14 protein-coding genes and 2 tRNA genes are annotated in these 19653 nt (G+C 64.1%); 11 read left to right on the top strand and 5 right to left on the bottom strand.

Annotated features, from left to right (window positions below; translation table 11 throughout):
• The first annotated feature begins 11 nt into the window (after positions 1-11).
• The 4 genes from CBW66_RS12635 (at position 12) to CBW66_RS12620 (ending at position 2916) form a co-directional block, all read left to right on the top strand.
• A complete protein-coding gene (locus CBW66_RS12635) occupies positions 12-284 on the top strand; it encodes an HU family DNA-binding protein (RefSeq protein WP_010398442.1) in 273 nt (90 codons plus the stop codon).
• A gap of 125 nt (positions 285-409) precedes the next feature.
• Positions 410-486: transfer RNA gene (locus CBW66_RS12630), tRNA-Asp, on the top strand.
• Between the two features lie 17 nt (positions 487-503).
• Positions 504-580 (top strand) — tRNA-Asp (locus CBW66_RS12625).
• Positions 581-990: 410 nt separating this feature from the next.
• On the top strand, positions 991-2916 hold the full coding sequence (locus CBW66_RS12620; protein WP_170932872.1) for a SurA N-terminal domain-containing protein: 1926 nt from the start codon (positions 991-993) through the stop codon (positions 2914-2916).
• Between the two features lie 66 nt (positions 2917-2982).
• Here the strand turns inward: CBW66_RS12620 and CBW66_RS12615 are convergent, their stop codons facing one another.
• Complete coding sequence (locus tag CBW66_RS12615) at positions 2983-3558, bottom strand: arylesterase (protein WP_230492310.1); 576 nt, start codon at positions 3556-3558, stop codon at positions 2983-2985.
• 112 nt (positions 3559-3670) lie between these two features.
• Here CBW66_RS12615 and CBW66_RS12610 point away from each other — a divergent pair, with 112 nt between their 5' ends.
• Positions 3671-4423: an ABC transporter ATP-binding protein gene (locus tag CBW66_RS12610; RefSeq protein ID WP_230492309.1), complete on the top strand. Its 753-nt coding sequence runs from the start codon at positions 3671-3673 to the stop codon at positions 4421-4423.
• Between the two features lie 117 nt (positions 4424-4540).
• Here CBW66_RS12610 and CBW66_RS12605 read toward each other — a convergent pair whose 3' ends face one another.
• Complete coding sequence (locus CBW66_RS12605) at positions 4541-6094, bottom strand: NAD(P)H-hydrate dehydratase (RefSeq protein ID WP_086138042.1); 1554 nt, start codon at positions 6092-6094, stop codon at positions 4541-4543.
• Positions 6095-6225: 131 nt separating this feature from the next.
• Between CBW66_RS12605 and CBW66_RS12600 the strand changes: the two genes are divergently transcribed.
• Complete coding sequence (locus CBW66_RS12600) at positions 6226-9798, top strand: hydantoinase B/oxoprolinase family protein (protein ID WP_086138041.1); 3573 nt, start codon at positions 6226-6228, stop codon at positions 9796-9798.
• Here CBW66_RS12600 and CBW66_RS12595 read toward each other — a convergent pair.
• Complete coding sequence (locus CBW66_RS12595) at positions 9780-10724, bottom strand: AraC family transcriptional regulator (protein ID WP_086138040.1); 945 nt, start codon at positions 10722-10724, stop codon at positions 9780-9782. The two genes, CBW66_RS12600 and CBW66_RS12595, sit on opposite strands and share 19 nt — an antisense overlap.
• A 178-nt stretch (positions 10725-10902) precedes the next feature.
• Between CBW66_RS12595 and CBW66_RS12590 the strand changes: the two genes are divergently transcribed.
• From CBW66_RS12590 to CBW66_RS12580, 3 genes are all read left to right on the top strand, one after another.
• Positions 10903-11949, top strand: a complete 1047-nt coding sequence (locus tag CBW66_RS12590; RefSeq protein WP_086138039.1) for an NAD(P)-dependent alcohol dehydrogenase — start codon at positions 10903-10905, stop codon at positions 11947-11949.
• Between the two features lie 280 nt (positions 11950-12229).
• Positions 12230-14656 (top strand): membrane-bound PQQ-dependent dehydrogenase, glucose/quinate/shikimate family, encoded by a 2427-nt coding sequence (locus CBW66_RS12585; RefSeq protein ID WP_086138038.1) that lies wholly within the window; start codon positions 12230-12232, stop codon positions 14654-14656.
• An 11-nt stretch (positions 14657-14667) separates the two neighbouring features.
• On the top strand, positions 14668-15309 hold the full coding sequence (locus CBW66_RS12580; protein ID WP_086138037.1) for a TetR/AcrR family transcriptional regulator: 642 nt from the start codon (positions 14668-14670) through the stop codon (positions 15307-15309).
• 405 nt (positions 15310-15714) lie between these two features.
• Here CBW66_RS12580 and CBW66_RS12575 read toward each other — a convergent pair whose 3' ends face one another.
• Positions 15715-16857, bottom strand: a complete 1143-nt coding sequence (locus CBW66_RS12575) for an MFS transporter (RefSeq protein ID WP_230492316.1) — start codon at positions 16855-16857, stop codon at positions 15715-15717.
• A 75-nt stretch (positions 16858-16932) separates the two neighbouring features.
• Positions 16933-18024: an alpha/beta hydrolase gene (locus tag CBW66_RS12570; RefSeq protein ID WP_139841636.1), complete on the bottom strand. Its 1092-nt coding sequence runs from the start codon at positions 18022-18024 to the stop codon at positions 16933-16935.
• 220 nt (positions 18025-18244) lie between these two features.
• Here CBW66_RS12570 and CBW66_RS12565 point away from each other — a divergent pair, with 220 nt between their 5' ends.
• Together CBW66_RS12565 and CBW66_RS12560 are read left to right on the top strand one after the other, a co-directional pair.
• Positions 18245-19138, top strand: a complete 894-nt coding sequence (locus CBW66_RS12565; protein WP_086138035.1) for a LysR family transcriptional regulator — start codon at positions 18245-18247, stop codon at positions 19136-19138.
• Between the two features lie 187 nt (positions 19139-19325).
• Positions 19326-19628: an HNH endonuclease gene (locus tag CBW66_RS12560; RefSeq protein WP_086138100.1), complete on the top strand. Its 303-nt coding sequence runs from the start codon at positions 19326-19328 to the stop codon at positions 19626-19628.
• The last annotated feature ends 25 nt before the right edge of the window (positions 19629-19653 follow it).

Below are 19653 nucleotides of genomic sequence, written 5' to 3'. Positions count from 1 at the left end.
TGGGGATGCTAGTGAACAAGACTGAATTGATCGACCACATTGCTGAAAAAGCTGACATTTCCAAAGCCGCCGCTGCGCGCGCACTCGACGCTGTTATCGGCGGCGTGACGGAAACTTTGAAAAACAACGACAGCGTAACGCTGGTTGGTTTTGGCACTTTCTCGGTCAGCGAACGCGCTGAACGTACCGGCCGCAATCCGCGTACCAAAGAAGCGATCACGATCGAAGCAGCAAAAGTTCCGAAATTTAAAGCTGGTAAAGCTTTGAAGGATGCTGTAAACTAACGGACTTCGGTGAGGTGACAATCACCGGAAACATTTGGCGGCGCCTCCGGGTGCCGCGATTTCAAGGTTGAAGTTCTGCGAATCGCAGCCTTGAATGCAAATGCAAGCAGTACTGTGTATTTTTCGGAGTGGTAGTTCAGTTGGTTAGAATGCCGGCCTGTCACGTCGGAGGTCGCGGGTTCGAGTCCCGTCCGCTCCGCCAAAAAAATACGCTCTCAAGGAGTGGTAGTTCAGTTGGTTAGAATACCGGCCTGTCACGTCGGGGGTCGCGGGTTCGAGTCCCGTCCGCTCCGCCAGAATATAGAAGCCCGCGCTGCTGAATAAGTAGCGCGGGTTTTTCTTTTCCAGCGCCAGATTATCTCGGCGCGCCTGCTTTTAAAATCCCGTCCCGCCGTTTTGAATAAAACGCACCTCGATTTAAATCCGCTTTAAGCTGCGCCCGGTTTAATGCCTGGGCTGGCGCCTTGCCGTCCAGGCGGCGCCAGGGCAGGGCGCGCGCCCTGATTTACCCTTGCTATAGCGCTATGGGCATTGTAGAATCAGGAGATAATGGCTTGGGCGTCAGAATCCTGCTTTAGTTCCAGCGCCAAGTTGTTGAATCTAAAGGGGAAGTGGACATCTGTCCCGTCCATTCCGCCGAAGAAATCAAGGCGAACGCATGTTCGCCTTTTTTTATAGTGATCCACTCATCCCGAATTGGCTGACCATGTTTGAATTTATTCGTACCCATCGACGCTTGATGCAGTTTCTTCTGATGCTGGTCATCGTCCCGTCTTTTGCACTGGTCGGTATCAGCGGCTACCAAAGCTTCGGCGATGGCGCGAACACCATCGCCAAGGTCGGCGACCAGGTCGTTACGCAGCAGCAATATGAAGAAGCGCAACGCCAGCAGATCGACCGCTACCGCCAGATGATGGGCGAGCAGTTCGACCAGAAAATGTTTGACACGCCGGAAGCTCGCAAGAGCATCCTCGACAACCTGATTGCCGAGCGCGCCGTGGCCGCCGAAGTGGGCCGTAGCCGCCTGGTCATCAGCGATGCCGTGCTGCAAAAGGAAGTGCTGGACATCCCAGGCTTGACCTTGCCGGACGGTAAATTCGACCTGGAACGCTACAAGGCCATGCTGGCCGCCCAAGGCATGACGCCGCAGATGTACGATGCGCGCCGCCGCAGCGACCTGGCCCTGCAGCAACTGGCCGGCGCCGTGCAAGGCACCGCCTTCGCGCCGACAACCGTCGCCAAGCGCCTGTCCGACATCACCTCGGAAGAGCGTGAAGTGCAGGAACTGCTGTTGCCGATCGCCCAGTACGTGCCGGAAGTCAAAGTGACGGACGCCATGATCAAGGCCTTCTATGACAAGAACAGCAAGTTCTTCGAAATCCCGGAACAAGCGAAGGTCGAATACGTTGTGCTCGACGACAGCGCCGCGGGCGAACAAGTCGATGTCACCGACGCCGACGTCACCGCCTACTACGCGAAGAACCAGAAAGCCTACACGACGCCAGAAGCGCGCCAGGCCAGCCACATCCTGGTAGCCGTCAAGAAAGATGCCTCGGCCGCCGACAAGGCAGCCGCCAAGGCCAAGGCCGAAGCGATCCTGGCCGATGTACGCAAGGCGCCTGCCAGCTTCGCCGCTGTGGCGAAAGCCAAGTCGGAAGACCCGGCCTCGGCCGAGCAGGGCGGCGACCTGGGCGTGATCGGCAAGGATGGCTTGCCGGCACCGCTGCTGAGCGCTGTCAGCAAACTCAAGCAAGGCGAAATCAGCGATGTCGTCGCTTCGGACTTCGGCTACCACATCCTGACCGTCACCTCGCTCAAGCCGCAGCACGTGCGCGCGCTCGATGAAGTACGGGGCGAAATCACGGCCGACCTGCGCAAGCAATTCGCTGCCAAGAAATTCTCGGAAATGGCGGAAACGTTCACCAACACGGTCTACGAGCAATCGGACAGCCTGAAGCCGGTGGCCGACAAGCTGAAACTGAAAGTGGAAACCGTCGCCAACCTGTCGCGCACGCCGTCGCCGGCACTGGGCAAGGCGCCGTTCAACAATGCCAAGTTCCTCACCGCAATCTTCTCGAACGATTCGCTGAAGGACAAGCGCAACACGGAAGCCGTTACCGTTGCGCCGAATACCATGATCGCCGGCCGCGTGGTGGAATTCAAGCCCGCCTCGAAGCGTCCGCTGGCCGAAGTCGAAGCGATGATCCGTCAGCGCGTGACCCTGGAAGAAGCGGAAAAGCTTGCCAAGAAAGCGGGCGAGACCAAGCTGGCCGCCTTGAAGGCCTCCGGCGACGCCACCGGTTTCGGCGCCGCGCAATGGGTGTCGCGCAGCAAGCTCGACGGCATCAACCGTGCCGCCATCGCGCAAGTCATGAAAGCGGACACGAGCAAGCTGCCAGCCTATGTGGGCGTGGACTTGCCAGCCCTGGGCTATGGCATCTACCGCATCGCCAAGGTGCAGCAGCCGGTGCAAGTCGATGCGGCGCGCCGCCAGCAAGAGAAAGATCAGATCAGCGGCATCCTGGCGCAACAGGAAATGTTCGATTACGTCGAGTACCTGAAAGCCAAGGCCAAGGTGAAGATCGTCAAGCCGGTCACAGCGCCAGTCACAGCAACGCCGGAAGCGCCGTAATCAGTTTTAGCCCATAAAAATAGCCGCTCTCAAGCGGCTATTTTTTTGTCTGTGGAATGTGCTGCTTTACTTCGCGTTCAGCAAAGGCGCCAGCCGCGGCCAGATATTTTTAAGGATGGTCGGATGCGCTTGCGCATTCGGGTGCATGCGGTCGGCCTGGAACAGCTGCGGCTGGTCGGCGATGCCTTCGAACATGAAGGGCACCAGCGGCGCCTTCCACTCCTTCGCCAGCTTGCCGTACACGCCATAAAACTGCTCGCCGTAGGCGCGGCCATAATTGGGCGGCATGCGCATGCCCACCAGCACCACCTGCGCGCCCGATTTTTTTGCCGCCTCGCCCATGGCGCGCAGGTTCGCTTCGGCGGCCGCCACGGGCAAGCCGCGCAAGCCGTCGTTGGCGCCCAGTTCGAGCAGCACGACGTCGGGCCGGTGTTTGGCCAGCAGGGCGGGCAGGCGCGCGCGGCCCCCGCTGGTGGTCTCGCCGCTGATGCTGGCGTTGACGATGCGCGTGTCGTTCTTTTGCGCGGCCAGCCGCTGTTCCAGCAGCGCCACCCAGCCCGTACCGCGTGCCAGCCCATACTCGGCCGACAGGCTATCGCCGAGCACCAGCAGCGTTTTTGGTGCAGAATAGGCGTTCGTCATGCCTGACACCAAGAGCAGGGCTGCCGCAGGAAGCATGGCGAGGGTGCGCCGCCGTAATGGATTGCTGCCCTCGATACTTGTTTGTTCACGTAATTTCTTAAGATAGATCAGCATGCCCGAATTCCCTAAAGCGACTTCCACCAGTTTTCTCCCATCAGAAGCAGCAGCCCGGCGGCCTGCCGCAGCCAACAGCCAAAATGCCCGGCCGGCCATCGAAGTGGTCCAGCTGGCCAAGCGCGTACCCGATGCCGATGGTGAGCTGACCATCCTGCATCGCGTCGATTTTACCGTGCAAACGGCGGAGACGCTGGCCATCGTCGGCGCCTCCGGTTCCGGCAAGTCGACCTTGCTCGGTTTGCTGGCCGGACTGGACACGCCCAGCGAGGGCAGGGTCATGCTCGACGGCACGGATATCTTCGCCCTCGATGAAGACGGCCGCGCCGGTTTTCGCAAGGAAAAGCTCGGTTTCGTGTTCCAGTCCTTCCAGCTGCTGGCGCACCTGACGGCGCTGGAAAACGTCATGCTGCCGCTGGAATTGCGGGGCGACCCGCAAGCGAAGGACAAGGCGCAAGCCATGCTGGGCAGAGTGAACCTGGGCAGCCGCCTGAAACACTACCCGAAATACCTGTCCGGCGGTGAGCAGCAGCGCGTGGCGCTGGCGCGCGCGTTTGTGACGGAACCGCCTTTGCTGTTTGCCGATGAACCGACGGGCAGCCTGGACGCCGCCACCGGCGAGGCCGTGATCCAGCTGATGTTCGAGTTGAACCGCGAACGGGGTTCAACCCTGGTGCTCGTCACGCACGACAGTTCGATCGCGGCCCGTTGCGGCCGCACCATCACGATTGCGGCGGGCAGGCTGGTGTAATTACGGCGCGTGTTTGTCGGATTACGCGTTCCGCTAATCCGACCTACCCGACGTCCGATATCCTCAAGCCGTAGGTTGGATTAGCGCAGCGTAATCCAACACCTCCGCGCCGCATACCTATGCCGACAAGGCATTGATCAACCTGCGTATCGCCGGTATCAATTCCCCCGCCGTCAAGCCGATGGGGCCATTGCCTGCCGCCACCAGCGCGTCCGCCGCCGCGCCGTGCAGCCAGACGGCGCCGAGCGCCGCTTCCCATTCCGGCCAGCCCTGGGCCAGCAGGCTGCCGCACAGGCCGGACAGCACGTCGCCCGTGCCGGCAGTCGCCAGCGCGGGGCCGCCCGTGTTGTTGATGACGACCTGCCCATCGGGCGCGGCGATCACCGTGCCCGAGCCTTTCAAGACGACGATGACGCCCAGCTGCGTGGCCAGCTGGCGCGCCGCGCTCAGGCGGTCGGCCTGCACTTCGGCCACCGTCATGTCGAGCAGACGCGCCGCTTCCAGCGGATGCGGCGTCAATATCGTCGCGCCCGCGCCCGTGCGCACGGCCAGCGCCGATTGCAGCTCAGGCTCCGATGCCATCAGGTTCAGCGCGTCGGCGTCGAGCAGCAGCGGGCTGTCGCTGTCAATGGCACGCTGCAGCAGTTCCACCGTATCGGCGTCGTCGCCCAGGCCCGGCCCCGCCACCAGCGCGGAAAAATGCAGGCCAGAGAAATCCACGTCTTCGGCGTGCCGGCACATCAGCTCGGGCTGGCCGCTGTCGAAGGCGGGCGGCGCATCGGGAAACGCGATAGACACTCTGCCCGCGCCCGCATGCAGGGCGGTGCGGGCCGCCAGGATGGGCGCGCCGGCCATGCCTTGCGCGCCGCCGATGATGGCCACGCTGCCATAGCTGCCCTTGTGCGTATTCTGCCGGCGCGGCTGCAACTGGCGCGCGAACAGGTGCAGGCCGCCCAGCTGGGCCCTGGCTTCCGGCAGCAGGGATGGGGCGATGGCCAGCGCCGCCACTTCCACCTCGCCCGCGTAGTCGCGGCCGTTCGCCGTGTGCAGGCCCGGCTTGTCGCCGATGAAGGTGAGCGTATGCGTGGCGCGGATGGCGACGCCGTCGATGGCGCCCGTGTCCGCGTGCAGGCCGCTAGGCACGTCGAGCGCCAGCACGGGGCATTCGAGCTTGTTGACCAGCTGCGCCATGTCGCGGCATTCGCCGTCCAAGGGGCGCGACGCGCCGATGCCGAACAGGCCATCGATCACGAGGTCCCACGGCGCGGCGCCCACGGCAGCCGAGGCCATGCTGGTCGTCGCTTCCATGCAGCGCGCCGCGCTGTTGCGGGCGCGGCTCAGGGCCTGCTCGCGTTCGGGCGACGTGGCCGGTGCTTCGGGCGCCAGCCAGACGAGCACTTCAAGGCCACTGGCGGCCAGGTGCGCGGCCGCTTCCAGCGCATCGCCGCCGTTGTCGCCGGGGCCGGCCAGCACCAGCACGCGCCGGTGGCCGGCGTCTTCGCCGTCTTCCTGCGCGTGCAGCAGCTTCAGGGCGGCGCTGGCGGCGGCCTGGCCCGCGCGCTGCATCAGCAGCCCTTGTGGCAGGTCGCGCATGGCCGCTTGTTCGATGGCGCGCAGTTCGGCGATGGAGTACAGCGCGAGGGTGTTACCGGCAGAGTCGATCAGGGTCATGGGCGTGTTCCGTTAGTCAGCATGCCTTCAACATAAGGCCGAAGCGGGCGAAAGGCAAGGCGCGCACGCCTGAAACGCGCCCCTGTTTGGCGGCTACAATAGGCATCTAACATAAACGCGGGGGCAGGGCGATGGACTGGCAATTCTGGATCGACCGTGGCGGCACCTTTACGGACATCGTGGCGCGCCGTCCTGACGGCAGCCTGGCCACGCATAAACTGCTGTCGGAGAATCCGGGCCAGTACCGCGACGCGGCGCTGGCCGGCATGCGCCAGCTGCTGCAGCTTGCACCCGATGCGCCGCTGCCCGTCGAACAGGTGGGCGCCATCAAGATGGGCACGACGGTGGCCACCAACGCGCTGCTCGAACGCAAGGGCGAGCCTACCGTGCTGGCCATCACGCGCGGCTTTCGCGACGCCTTGCGCATCGCCTACCAGAATCGTCCGCAGCTGTTCGCGCGCCAGATCGTGCTGCCGGAACTGCTGTACGGCGACGTGATCGAGATCGATGAAAGGGTGGGCGCGCATGGCGAGGTGGTGACAGCGCTCGACGAGGCGGCCGCCCGCGCCGCGCTGGCGCACGCACATGCGCGCGGCGCGCGCGCCATCGCCATCGTGCTGATGCACGGCTACCGCCACCAGGCGCACGAGGCGCGGGTGGCGCAGCTGGCGCGCGCGGCCGGTTTTACGCAGGTGTCCGTGTCGCACGAGGTCAGTCCCATGATGAAACTGGTGGCGCGCGGCGACACCACGGTCGTCGACGCCTATCTGTCGCCCATCTTGCGCCGCTATGTCGACCAGCTGGCGATGGAGCTGCCCGGCGTGCACCTGCAATTCATGCAATCGAACGGCGGCTTGACGGATGCGCGCGCCTTCCAGGGCAAGGACAGCATCTTGTCCGGCCCCGCGGGCGGCATCGTCGGCATGGTGCGCGCCAGCGCGCTGGCCGGTTTTAACAAGGTCATCGGCTTCGACATGGGCGGCACGTCCACCGACGTGTCGCATTACGCGGGCGAATTCGAGCGCGTGTTCGAAACGCAGATCGCCGGCGTGCGCATGCGCGCGCCGATGATGAGCATCCATACGGTGGCCGCCGGCGGCGGCTCCATCCTGCATTTCGACGGCGCCCGCTACAAGGTGGGGCCGGACAGCGCGGGCGCCAATCCCGGTCCCGCTAGCTACCGGCGCGGCGGCCCGCTGGCCGTCACCGACTGCAACGTCATGCTGGGCAAGCTGCAGCCCGCCTTCTTCCCCCGCGTCTTCGGCCCCGACGCCGACGAGGCGCTGGACGCGGCCACCGTGCGCGCCCAGTTCGAAGCGCTGGCGCGCACGGTCGATAGCACGCCGGAGCAGGTGGCAGAAGGTTATATCGCCATCGCCGTCGGGAACATGGCCAACGCCATCAAGCAGATTTCCGTGCAGCGCGGCCACGACGTCACCGACTACACGCTGACCAGCTTTGGCGGCGCGGGCGGCCAGCACGCCTGCCTCGTGGCCGACGCGCTGGGCATGCGCACGGTCTTCATTCACAGCCTGGCGGGCGTGATGTCGGCCTACGGCATGGGCCTGGCCGACCAGAGCGCCATGCGCGAACAGGCCATCGAGGCGGCCTTGGGCACGGACCTGGCGCGCGATTTCGCGGCCCTGGGCGGCCTGGCGCGGGGCGACTTGCTGCGACAGGGCGTGCCAGCGGAGCGCATCGCGCTCGTGCAACGCGTGCACCTGCGCTACGAAGGCACGGATACGGCACTCGTCGTGCTGTTCGACACGGCCGCCGGCATGCAGGCGCAATTCGAAGCGGGTTACAAGAAACGCTTTTCCTTTTTGATGCCGACGCGCGCCCTGATCGTCGAAGCCATTTCCGTCGAAGCCATCGGCGCGTCCGACGCGCCGGAACCGGCCGCGCCCGCGTATGCTCTCCGTACAGACGCTCTGGCGCCTGTGCAGACGGTGGCCATGTACTGCGCCGGCGCCTGGCGCGACAGCGGCCTGTATGCGGCGGATAGCCTGCGTCCCGGCGATACCATCGACGGCCCGGCCATCGTCAGCGATGCCAACGCCACCACCGTGATCGAACCGGGCTGGCGCGCCGAAGTGACGGCGCACGGCCATTTGATATTGCGTCGTGCGGCCGCCTTGCCCGCCCGTGCCGCCATCGGGACGAATGCCGATCCCGTGAGGCTGGAAATTTTCAACAACCTCTTCATGTCGATCGCCGAGCAGATGGGCCTGCGCCTGCAGAACACGGCCCATTCCGTCAACATCAAGGAGCGGCTCGATTTCAGCTGCGCCATCTTCGACGCGCAAGGCCAGCTGATCGCCAACGCGCCGCACATGCCCGTGCATCTCGGTTCCATGGGCGAGAGCATCCGTACCGTCATGACGCGCAATGCGGGCGCCATGCGGCCGGGCGATGTCTTCATGCTGAACGACCCGTATCACGGCGGCACGCATTTGCCCGACGTGACGGTGATCTCGCCCGTGTTTGACGAAGCGGGCGAGGCCATCCTGTTCTATGTCGGTTCGCGCGGCCACCATGCCGATATCGGCGGCAGCACGCCAGGCTCCATGCCGCCCGACTCCGGACGCATCGAGGAAGAGGGCGTCCTGATCGACAATTTCAAGCTGGTCAACGGCGCCACCGGTTTGCTGCGCGAAGCGGAAACCCTGGCCCTGCTGGCGGGGGCCAGCTGGCCCGCCCGCAATCCGCGGCAAAACCTGGCCGACCTGCGCGCCCAGGTGGCGGCCAACCAGAAGGGGGCCGAAGAACTGCATAATATGGTCGCGCATTTCGGTTTGCCTGTCGTGCAAGCCTACATGGGCCACGTGCAGGACAATGCCGAGGAAGCCGTGCGCACGGTCATTACGACCTTGAAGGATGGCAGCTATGCGCTGGACCTCGACAACGGCGCGCGCATCCAGGTGGCGATCAAGGTGGACGTGGCGCAGCGCAGCGCCGTCATCGACTTTACGGGCACGTCCGCCCAGCTGCCGAACAATTTCAATGCGCCGTCGGCCGTCTGCATGGCGGCCGTGCTGTATGTGTTCCGCACCCTGGTCGACGACGACATTCCGCTCAATGCGGGCTGTCTGAAGCCCTTGACCGTGATCATCCCGCCCGGCTCCATGCTCAATCCGCGGTATCCGGCTTCCGTCGTCTCGGGCAATGTGGAAACCTCGACCTGCATCACCAACGCCCTGTATGGCGCGCTGGGCGCGATGGCCGCTTCGCAGGGGACGATGAACAATTTCACGTTCGGCAGCGAGAAATATCAGTATTACGAGACGATAGCGGGCGGCTCGGGCGCCGGCCCCGGTTTCGACGGCACGGACGTGGTGCAGACGAACATGACCAATTCTCGCCTGACGGACCCGGAAATCCTCGAGTGGCGCTTTCCCGTGCGCCTCGACAGCTATCGCATCCGCGCCGGATCGGGCGGCGCGGGGCGCTGGCATGGCGGCGATGGCGGCGTGCGCCGGGTGCGCTTCCTCGAGCCGATGACGGCGGCCATCCTGTCGAACAACCGGATTATTGCGCCGTTCGGCATGGACGGCGGCGCGCCGGGCGCGCTGGGGCGCAACTACGTCGAGCGCGCGGATGGCACGGTCGAGCCACTGGCGCATATCGGCAAGACCGCCATGCAGCCTGGCGACGTGTTCGTGATCGAGACGCCGGGCGGCGGCGGTTACGGCAAGACGGAATAGGCCGTCGCTCCGCTCAGCTGCGCGCGCACCTGGCCCACGTCGCGCATGGGGGCGCGGCCGAACTGGCGGCTGTATTCGCGGCTGAACTGCGATTCGCTGGCGTAGCCGACCCGGTAGCCGGCCGTGCCGGCGTCGATCTGTTCGACCAGCATGAGGCGCCGCGCTTCCTGCAGGCGCAGCAGCTTCTGGTACTGCATCGGCGTCATGGCCGTAATGGCCTTGAAGTGGTGGTGCAGCGAGGACATGCTCATGTTCGCCATGCCGGCCAGGTGTTCGATGCGCAGCGGCTGCGCGTAATGGTGCTTGATCCAGTCGATGGCTTGCGCCACCTGGTGCGACTGGCTGCTGGCCAGCGCCATGTGGCGCAGGCGCGCGCCGACGGGGCCATTGAGCAGGCGGTAGGTCAGCTCGCGGCGGATCAAGGGTGCCAAGGTGGCGATATCCCCCGGTTTGTCCAGCAGGCGCACGAGACGCAGCATGGCGTCGAGCAGGTCTGGCGACACGTCGCTGACGGAAATGCCGCGCGTGGCGGGCAGGATTTTCTGCTGCGCCGCGCCGGCTGCGCCGCCGGCGCTTTCGCTGTCGAGCAGCGCGGCCACGTCGGCGATGTCGATACCGAGCACCACGCACAGGTGCGGCTTATCCTCGCTCGCTTCCACCACGCGCACCTGCACCGGCAGGTCGACGGACGTCAGCAGGTATTGCATGCGGCTGTAATGGAAGGTTTCCGTGCCCAGGGTGACGTCCTTCGCACCTTGCGCGATGATGGCCACGCTGGGCCGCGCCGCATGGAACAGCGATTCCGTGACGGAGGACTGGCGGTGAAACGTCAGGTTGCCGATCGCCGTCGTGAAGTCGCCCGTGCGCGGCGCGTGGCGGACGATCAGGGCGGCGATTTCATCTTGCGGGGGGATCTGTGCGGGCATGGAGGTCAGTATGCGTGAGGCAAGGAAGGGCAGGGGCTGATCTTACGCAGATTTGGAGGATCGTGCAAAGGTCTTGCAGGATCGCGGTAACGGCGGCGCGGCATCTCGGGCACACTTGTGCAATCGCATGCATGGCACGCGTCCCCCCTCGTCACACAATACAGATACAGGAGTTTTCATGACCAGCATCGCCAAAGGCTACGCCGCATTCGGCCCGACCTCCGCACTGCAACCGTTCACGTTCGAGCGCCGCGCCCCGCGCGCAGACGACGTCGCCATCTCGATCAAATACTGCGGCGTATGCCATTCCGACATCCACCAGGCGCGCGACGAATGGGGCGGCGCCGCCTTCCCGATGGTACCCGGCCATGAAATCGCCGGCGTCGTCACGGCCGTCGGCGCCAATGTGAGCAAGTTCAAGGTGGGCGACCACGTGGGCGTGGGCTGCTTCGTCGATTCCTGCACCACCTGCAAGACGCGCAACGTGGACCTGGAACAATACATGCCAGGCCTGATCCAGACCTATAACGGTGTCGAAGCGGATGGCAAGACGGCCACGCAGGGCGGCTACTCGGACAGCATCGTCGTCAAGGAAGGCTATGTGCTGTCGATTCCCGACAACCTGCCGCTGGACGCGGCCGCGCCGCTGCTGTGCGCCGGCATCACGCTGTACTCGCCGCTGAACCACTGGAAGGCCGGCCCTGGCAAGCAGGTCGCCATCCTGGGCATGGGCGGCCTGGGCCACATGGGCGTCAAGATCGCCCACGCCATGGGCGCCGAAGTGACGGTGCTGAGCCAGACCCTGTCGAAGCGCGAAGACGGCCTGCGCCTGGGCGCCGACCATTACTACGCCACCAACGACGCGGACACGTTCAGCAAGCTGGCCGGCACCTTCGATCTGATCATCTGCACGGTGGGCGCGGCCATCGACTGGAACCAGTACATCAACCTGCTGAAAGTCGATGGCAACATGGTCATCGTCGGCATCCCGGACGGTGCCGTGCCGCCCGTGAACGCCTTCGGCCTGGTGGGCGCGCGCCGCAGCCTGTCCGGCTCCATGATCGGCTCGATCAAGGAAACCCAGGAAATGCTGGACTTCTGCGGCAAGCACAATATCGTGTCCGACATCGAGATCATCCGCATCCAGGATATCAATGAAGCGTTTGAGCGCGTGGTCAAGAGCGACGTCAGATATCGTTTCGTGATTGACATGTCATCGCTGTAACACCCGGCGCGCCTGTGTTTGTTGGATTACGCGCCTTGCGCTAATCCAACCTACGCATATCCAGCGTTCCGGCAGGTCGGATTAGCGCGTAGCGCGTAATCCGACAATCCCGCCAGCTTCCCATCCCCGTCCAAAATCAAGCTCCCACATCAATTTTTCTTTCATTGCGTCAAAAATCGGCATAAAATGAAACCGTACGGTACAGTTTCACTACGTAGATTTAAAAAATCAGCCATCCCCGGCGTGTTTGCCTGGGCAGGGGAGGCGTCATGGATAAAAAATGGACACTTCAGTAAATAAAGGCGCGCCGGCGATCCCGGCGGTCTTCAGGGGCAAGCGGCTTGCCCTGACGGCTTTCGGTATCTTTCTTGGATTTTCCGGCCTGGCCCTGGCGGCGGGCGGCATCGAACTCATCACCCTTGGCGGTTCCCGGTATTACCTGCCGGCCGGTCTGGGCCTCATCCTCGCCGGCGTGCTGTATCTGCGCCGCAAACCGCTGGCCAGTGCCGTCGTCGCCGCGCTTGTCGTCGCGACACTGATCTGGGCTGTGTGGGAAATCGGCTTCGCCTTCTGGCCCATGGTGCCGCGCCTGGCGCCGTTCTTCGTCATCGGCCTGGTGGCCGCCTTGCTGCATCCGTGGCTGGCAGGGCGTGCTCACGGTGGCCAGTCGCGCGGTTTCGCGGCCCTGCTTGCCGTCGTGCTGGCGGCTGGTTTCGCCTCGATGTTCAAGCCGCATGGCGTGACGGAGGCCACGGCGCAGCCGGTGCAGGATGCGGTGACGGCCATCAATGACGGCAGCGCCAACTGGACGCATTACGGCTATGGACCGCAAGGCACGCGCTTCGCCCCGTACACGCAGATCGGCAAGCAGAACGTCGACCAGTTGCAGGTGGCGTGGACCTACCTTTCGGGCGAGCTGGCCGAAGGCGCGTCCGAATCGCAAAACACGCCGCTGCAGATCGGCGACACCATCTATACATGCACGCCGATGAGCAAGGTCATCGCGCTCGACGCGGACACGGGCCAGGAGCGCTGGACCTTCGATCCGAAGCCGGCCAACACGAAGACGTGGAACCGCTGCCGCGGCGTCGGCTACTACGAGCCGGCCAAGGTGACAAAGCCGTTCCAGTTCGAGGGCATGCAGGCGGCCGGCGCGCCGGTGGCGGGCGCGTGCGCGAAGCGCATCGTGCAAGTGACCATGGATGCGCGCCTGATCGAGATCGACGCGCAGACGGGCCAGCAGTGCGAGGGCTTCGGCGACAAGGGCTCCGTCGACCTGACGGTCGGCCTGGGCAAGGTCAAGATGAACGTGCCGTACTACGCCTACACGTCCGCGCCCACGGTGGCGCGCAACCTGATCATCCTTGGCGGTTGGGTCTTCGACGGCCGCTCCACCGATGAACCGTCTGGCGTCGTGCGCGCCTACAGCGCCGACACGGGGGAACTGGTGTGGGCCTGGGACCTGGGCAATCCGGCCATCACGAAGCTGCCGCCGGAAGGGCAGACCTACACGCGCAGCACGCCGAACATGTGGTCGGCGCCTGCCTTCGATGATGCGCTGGGCCTGGTCTACCTGCCGACGGGGAACGAGCAGCCCGATTTCTGGGGTGGCAAGCGTCCGCCGCTGACAGAGAAGTATTCGTCGGCCATCGTCGCCCTCGACATGGCCACGGGCCGCGAGCGCTGGACGTATCAAACCGTCCACCACGATATCTGGGATTACGACGTGGCCGCGCAGCCGGCCTTGTACGACGTCCCGGACGGCAAGGGCGGGAAAATTCCCGCGCTGGTGCAGCTGACCAAGCGGGGCCAGATCTTCATGCTGGACCGCCGCACGGGCAAGCCGATTGCCGAAGTCATCGAAAAAGCCGTGCCGCAGGAGCACGCGGCCGGTGACTGGGTGTCCAAAACGCAGCCATATTCGACCGGCATGCCGGCCCTCGGTGCGGAAACCCTGACGGAGCGCGACATGTGGGGCGCCACCTTCTTCGATCAGCTGGCCTGCCGCATCAGCTTCCGCAAGCTCAATTACCAGGGCGAGTTCACGGCGCCAAGCACGAAAGAGACCTTGATCTATCCGGGCTACTACGGCGGCTTCAACTGGGGCGGCGCGGCCGTCGATGAAAGCAATGGCTATATGTTCGTCAACGATATCCGCATGCCGCAAGTGGTCAAGCTGGTGCCGCGCGAGACGGTGGACGTGGCCAAGCTGACGGCTGGCCATGGCGTGGGCAGCACTTATCCGATGGCTGGCACGCCGTTCGTCATCGATCACAAGGCCTTCAATTCGCCGCTGGGCATACCGTGCCAAAGCCCGCCGTGGGGCGTGTTTGCCGCGATCGACCTCAAAACGAAGAAAAAAGTGTGGGAGCGTCCGGCCGGCACGGTGCGCGATGCCGTCATCGACGGCGTGCGCGCAAGCCTGCCCATCCCGCTGGGCATGCCCACCCTGGGCGGCGGCGTCAGCACGGCGTCCGGACTGGTGTTTTATGCGGGCACGCAGGATTACTATTTGCGCGCCATGGATATCGCCACGGGCCGTGAAGTGTGGAAGGCGCGCATGCCCGTCGGTTCGCAAGGCACGCCGATGACCTACATGTCGCCCAAGTCGGGCCGCCAATACGTCGTGGTGGTCGCGGGCGGCGCCCGCCAGAGCCCGGATCGGGGAGATTACGTGATAGCATACGCGCTTCCCAAGACACAGTAAGAGTTTGCTTCATGCCCCAGTTGCGCACCGTTCCCGCTTCCCCTAGTACCCGAAGCGAGGAGCGGCGGCGCAAGCTGCTGGTGGCGGCATCCAGGCTCTTTCTTGACTCAGGCTACGACGGCGTCAGCATGGACGCCATCGTGGCCGAGGCGGGCGGCTCGAAAGCCACCGCCTACCGCTACTTCGGCAGCAAGCAGGAATTGCTGGTCGCCGTGGTCGAATACCTGTGCGCCGACTTCATCATCGCGCTGCGCCAGCTCGATACGTCGCAAGCGGGCCTGGAGCAGGGTTTGCAGCTGATCCTCGATGAACTGGTGGCCGTCGTCACCAGCCCCCGCCACGTGGATTTCTACCGCCTCGTCGTCACGGGCGCGGCCGCCGTGCCGGCCGTGGGCCAGACCTGGTACGAGCACGGCCCGCAAGTGTGGCACGCATTGATCCTGCGCCTGCTGGAGCAGCAGCGCGCCCAGGGCCGCATCGCCCCCGACACTTCGTTTTCCAATCTGCCGCAGATCCTGTTCGACGCCGTCTTCTCGCACCTGACCACGCGCACCGTGATGCTGGGGCAGGGCGGCGATGCCGCCACGTTCCGGCCATTGATCGCGGAGCTGATCGAGCTGGTGGTGGCGCGCGTGGCGCGCAGGGCCGATTAGCGAGGCCGCCGAAGCCCGGCAGGTCCGCAATCCGACTGTGGTGCTGCGGCGACTATCCATGTTACCTGGGGCGCAGCCGAGGAGCCGCCGCCTGCCAACGCGCTCGCCCGTGATGGCTCGCGGGACGGAACGTCGCACCGGCGGTTTTGTTCCTCGCCAGCAAAGAGGKGCCGTTCATCACCGGCGACAGCCTCACGCCCGATGGGGCAATGGTCATCGACGCTGCGCGTTGATGCGCGGGGACCACCTCCGCCGGCAACTATAGATGAGGCCGCAGGCGCGCCCATCATCCTGGCATTTTTTTATTTGAGAAACTCAAACCGAACACTTTGCCGGCCACTGGATGCCCGGCAGCGTCACGAACCGCAGGCTTGCGCACAGTCATTGTTCGCTCCGGTGCATGGATCAGCTTGGCCGCAGTGCTTGCGCACGCGCCGTCAAACAGGCCGCCAGCAGCAGTACCGCCGCGCTGGCGATGAAGGTGCTCTGGTATCCACTCTTGTCGAATAGCAAGCCGCCGATCGTGGAGCCCAGGGCGATGGCGAGTTGCACGACGGCCACCATCAGCCCGCCACCCGCCTCGGCGTCCCGGGGCAGCGTTGTCGCCAGCCAGGACCACCAGCCGACCGGCGCGGCGGTCGCGACGACGCCCCATATGCCCAGCAGTAGCGCCACGGCAGCGACCTGGCCGCCAACGAGGGTCAGCGCCACCGCGATCAATGCCATCAGGACGGGAATGCTGACCAGCGTACGGGAAAAATTCCAGGCCAGGAACTTGCTGATGACGGTGGTGCCGATAAAGCCGCCTGCGCCCATTGCCAGCAGCATGAGCGACAGCGTGGAGATGTCGACGTGCGTCACGCTTTCAAGAAAGGGGCGCACATAGGTGAACAAGGCGAACTGTCCCATGAAAAACGTGCTGACCGCCAGCATGCCCAGGGCGACCTTCGGGTCCCGCAGGAGTCTGAAGACATTGCGGGAGCCCGCCGCGCGCGCCTGGGGCGGCATGGAAGGCAGGCTGACCCACTGCCAGATCAAGGCAATCATGGCCACTGGCACCAGGCACAGGAAAGCGCCACGCCATCCGATGACGGCACCGAGGTAGCTGCCCAGGGGCGCGGCGACGACGGTCGCCAGCGCATTGCCGCCGTTGAAGATGGCCAGGGCGCGCGGCACCTGCCGGGCAGGCACCAGGCGCATCGCAGTGGCCGCCGACAAGGACCAGAAGCCGCCCACCACCACGCCGATCAGCGCACGTCCCGCCATGTACAGATAATAGTTCGGCGCCATCGCGACGACGGCACCGGACACGGCCATCAGCGCGGTCAGCGCCAGCAGGAGCGTCTTGCGATTCATGCCGCCGGCCAGCGCCGAAATCGACAGGCTGGTGAGCACGGCGAAGGCGCCGGAGATGGCAATGCCCTGTCCCGCCAGGCCTTCGCTGACCAGCAGATCCCTGGCCATCGGCGTCAACAGGCTGACGGGCATGAATTCCGAGGCGATCAGCGCGAAAACGCACAGCGTCATCGCAAAGACGCCGCCCCACATGGCCGGCTGGGGTGCACTGTTCCCGTGCGCGCCAGCCAGGCTGCCGCTCCCTATTGGTGTGGTCATCGCTTGCGCCTATGCCAGATGCTGGTGGAAGAAGGCGCCCAGCTTGTCCCAGGGGATAAATGTCACCCGATCGTACAGATCGACATGTCCCGCCCCTGGAATGATGACGAGTTCCTTGGGCTGGGCCGACAGCCGGAAGGCGTCTTCGCTGAATTCCCTGGAATGCGCCTGGTCGCCCGTGATGAACAGCATGGGACGGGGCGAAATCGTCTCGATGTCGTTGAATGGGTAAAAGTTCATGAACTTGACGTTGCTGGCCAGCGTCGGGTGCGTCGTCAGTTCGCGCGATGAACCCGCCGGTGTGTACTCGCCGCGCGGCGTGCGATAGAAGTCGTAGAACTCGCGCTGGATCGGATGCGTATCGCCGTCCAGCTTGTGCACGGTGCCGCCCGTGTACCGGATGGCGCCACCGGTAAATTCCGCATGGCGCTGTTGCGCCGCCTCGGCAATGATCCGCTGGCGCTGCTCGGGCGTCTGCGAGTGGTTCAGCGCATGGCGGTTGGCGGCGCCCATGTCGTACATGCTGACGGTGGCGATCGCCTTCATGCGCGTATCGATCTTGGCGGCACTGATGACAAAACTGCCGCTGCCGCAGATGCCGAGAACGCCGATGCGTTCCCGGTCGACGAACGGCTCGGTGCCCAGATAGTCGACCGCGGCGCTGAAGGCTTCGGCGTAGATGTCCGGCGCCACGGCATTGCGCGGCTGGCCTGCGCTCTCGCCCCAGAACGACTGGTCGATGGCCAGCATAACGAAGCCTTGTTCGGCCAGTTTTTGCGCATACAGGTTCGAACTTTGCTCCTTTACCGCGCCCATCGGATGGCCGATGATGATCGCGGGATGCCTGGCATTGCGGTTCAGGTCCTTCGGTGTGAACAGGTTGCCGACGACCCGCATCCGGTACTGGTTGTTGAAACTGACCTTGCGCGACGCGACTGTCGCACTCCTGTAGAAGTTGTCAGCCTTGCCGGACATATCCGGCGCTGGCTTGCTATCGGCAGCGAATGCCGGACTGCCGGCAAGGGGAAGGCCGCCCAGCGCGGCCATGCCGGTGCCGGCGGTTTTCAAAAAATCGCGGCGTGCTACATCATCTATGTTCATCTCTGTTTCTCCAGTTCGTTCGGTATGGGCGTATTCCGTTCAGCGACATCGTACGTGGCGCCTGGGGCGTTGGCGCACCGAAAACGCGAACAGGTATATGTGCTGGAGCCATGAATACTGTGTATATTGATATCTACAATTCACACATTCACCTTGATGTCATGGGCGGCCGGGCTGCATGCCGGGACATCATCCACGGCAGGTTTCAGGAGTCATCAACATGGCCAGAGACAATATTATTGATATTCTTATATTTTTCGAGGTGGCTCGACAACGCAGTTTCACCCGCGCCGCCATCAAGCTCGGCATGTCGCAATCCACGCTCAGTCACATCATCCGCGATCTGGAAGCCCGGCTGGGCGTGCGGCTGCTGCATCGCACGACGCGCAGCGTTTCGCCCACGGAAGCGGGCGAGCGGCTGCTGAGCAATGTCGCGCCGCGGCTTGAAGAGGTGCATGCGGAAATCGCCGCCGTGAGCGATTTGAACGGCAAGCCGGCGGGCACGGTGCGCATCACTGCGATTGACCATATTATCGATACATTGCTGTGGCCAAGACTGGCGCCGGTGCTGCCGCACTATCCCGACCTGCATGTGGAGATTCAATCGGACTACAAGCTGATCGATATCGCGGCGGACCGCTATGACATAGGCGTGCGTTATGGCGATCAGGTCGAGGAAGATATGATTGCAGTCAGGCTGACGCCGGATATTCCTACCATGATCGTTGGCTCGCCCGACTACTTCTCCTGGCATGCGCAACCCGTCAAGCTGGAAGATCTGATGAAACATAATTGCATCACGCTGCGGCTGGCAGGCAGCGGTGGCATTTATGCGTGGGAACTGCGGCATGAAGGGCGCAAAGTGGAAGCCCGGGTGAGGGGCCAGGCCGTATTTACCAGCGCCGTGCCCATGGTCCAAGCCGCCTTGAGCGGCAATGGCCTGGCATTCGTGACGGCCGATCTGGTGGCCGACCATGTACGCGAAGGGCGATTGATCAGCGTCATGCGTGACTGGTGTGGAAAGTTTCCCGGCCTCCATGCCTACTATCCCAGCCGTCGCCATGAATCGAGGGCGCTAAGGATTGTCGTCGAAGCTATCCGTCACAAGGAGTAAGCGCAGCGCCAGCGCCGGCGAACAGGTGGTGGCAGCCGGGATTCCCGGCAAGCCGCCGTAGCCCCCGTAAAAGCCTGAACTATTGCCGGCGATGCAGTCAGCGGCCCGGGCTAGGGCCTATTCTGGCGTGATGCCGCCAGGGGCGAATGATATAGTGGCGGAAATGTATTCAATGAAAGAAACTGCCATGAAAAACGACGCTACCGCTCGACCGCAAGCGGCCCAGGCTCCTACCAAACTCAGCAAAGGAGACTTCGTCACCGCACTGCGAAAACTGCTGCAAGAGGCCGGGAAGGGCGGCGATACCAGCGTAGACGTACGCGCTGCCAACCTGCACACCATCGTCGGCATCTATCCGGCGCGCGGCCATTCGATGCCGACCTGTTGCACGGTGATGTATGAAGAGATGCAGCCTGGTGACGAGATACTGCTGACGCCATCGGGCGGCAAAGGACCCACGCTGCTGGTACGGTACAAACTCCCGCGCTGAAAATCGCGGGTGACGCTGCTGGTGG

The sequence above is a fragment of the Janthinobacterium sp. GW456P genome, assembly GCF_002127655.1.
Taxonomy (GTDB): domain Bacteria; phylum Pseudomonadota; class Gammaproteobacteria; order Burkholderiales; family Burkholderiaceae_D; genus Janthinobacterium.
Note: the sequence above shows the minus strand (reverse complement) of the source record. Positions and strands in the feature narration are given on the sequence as shown.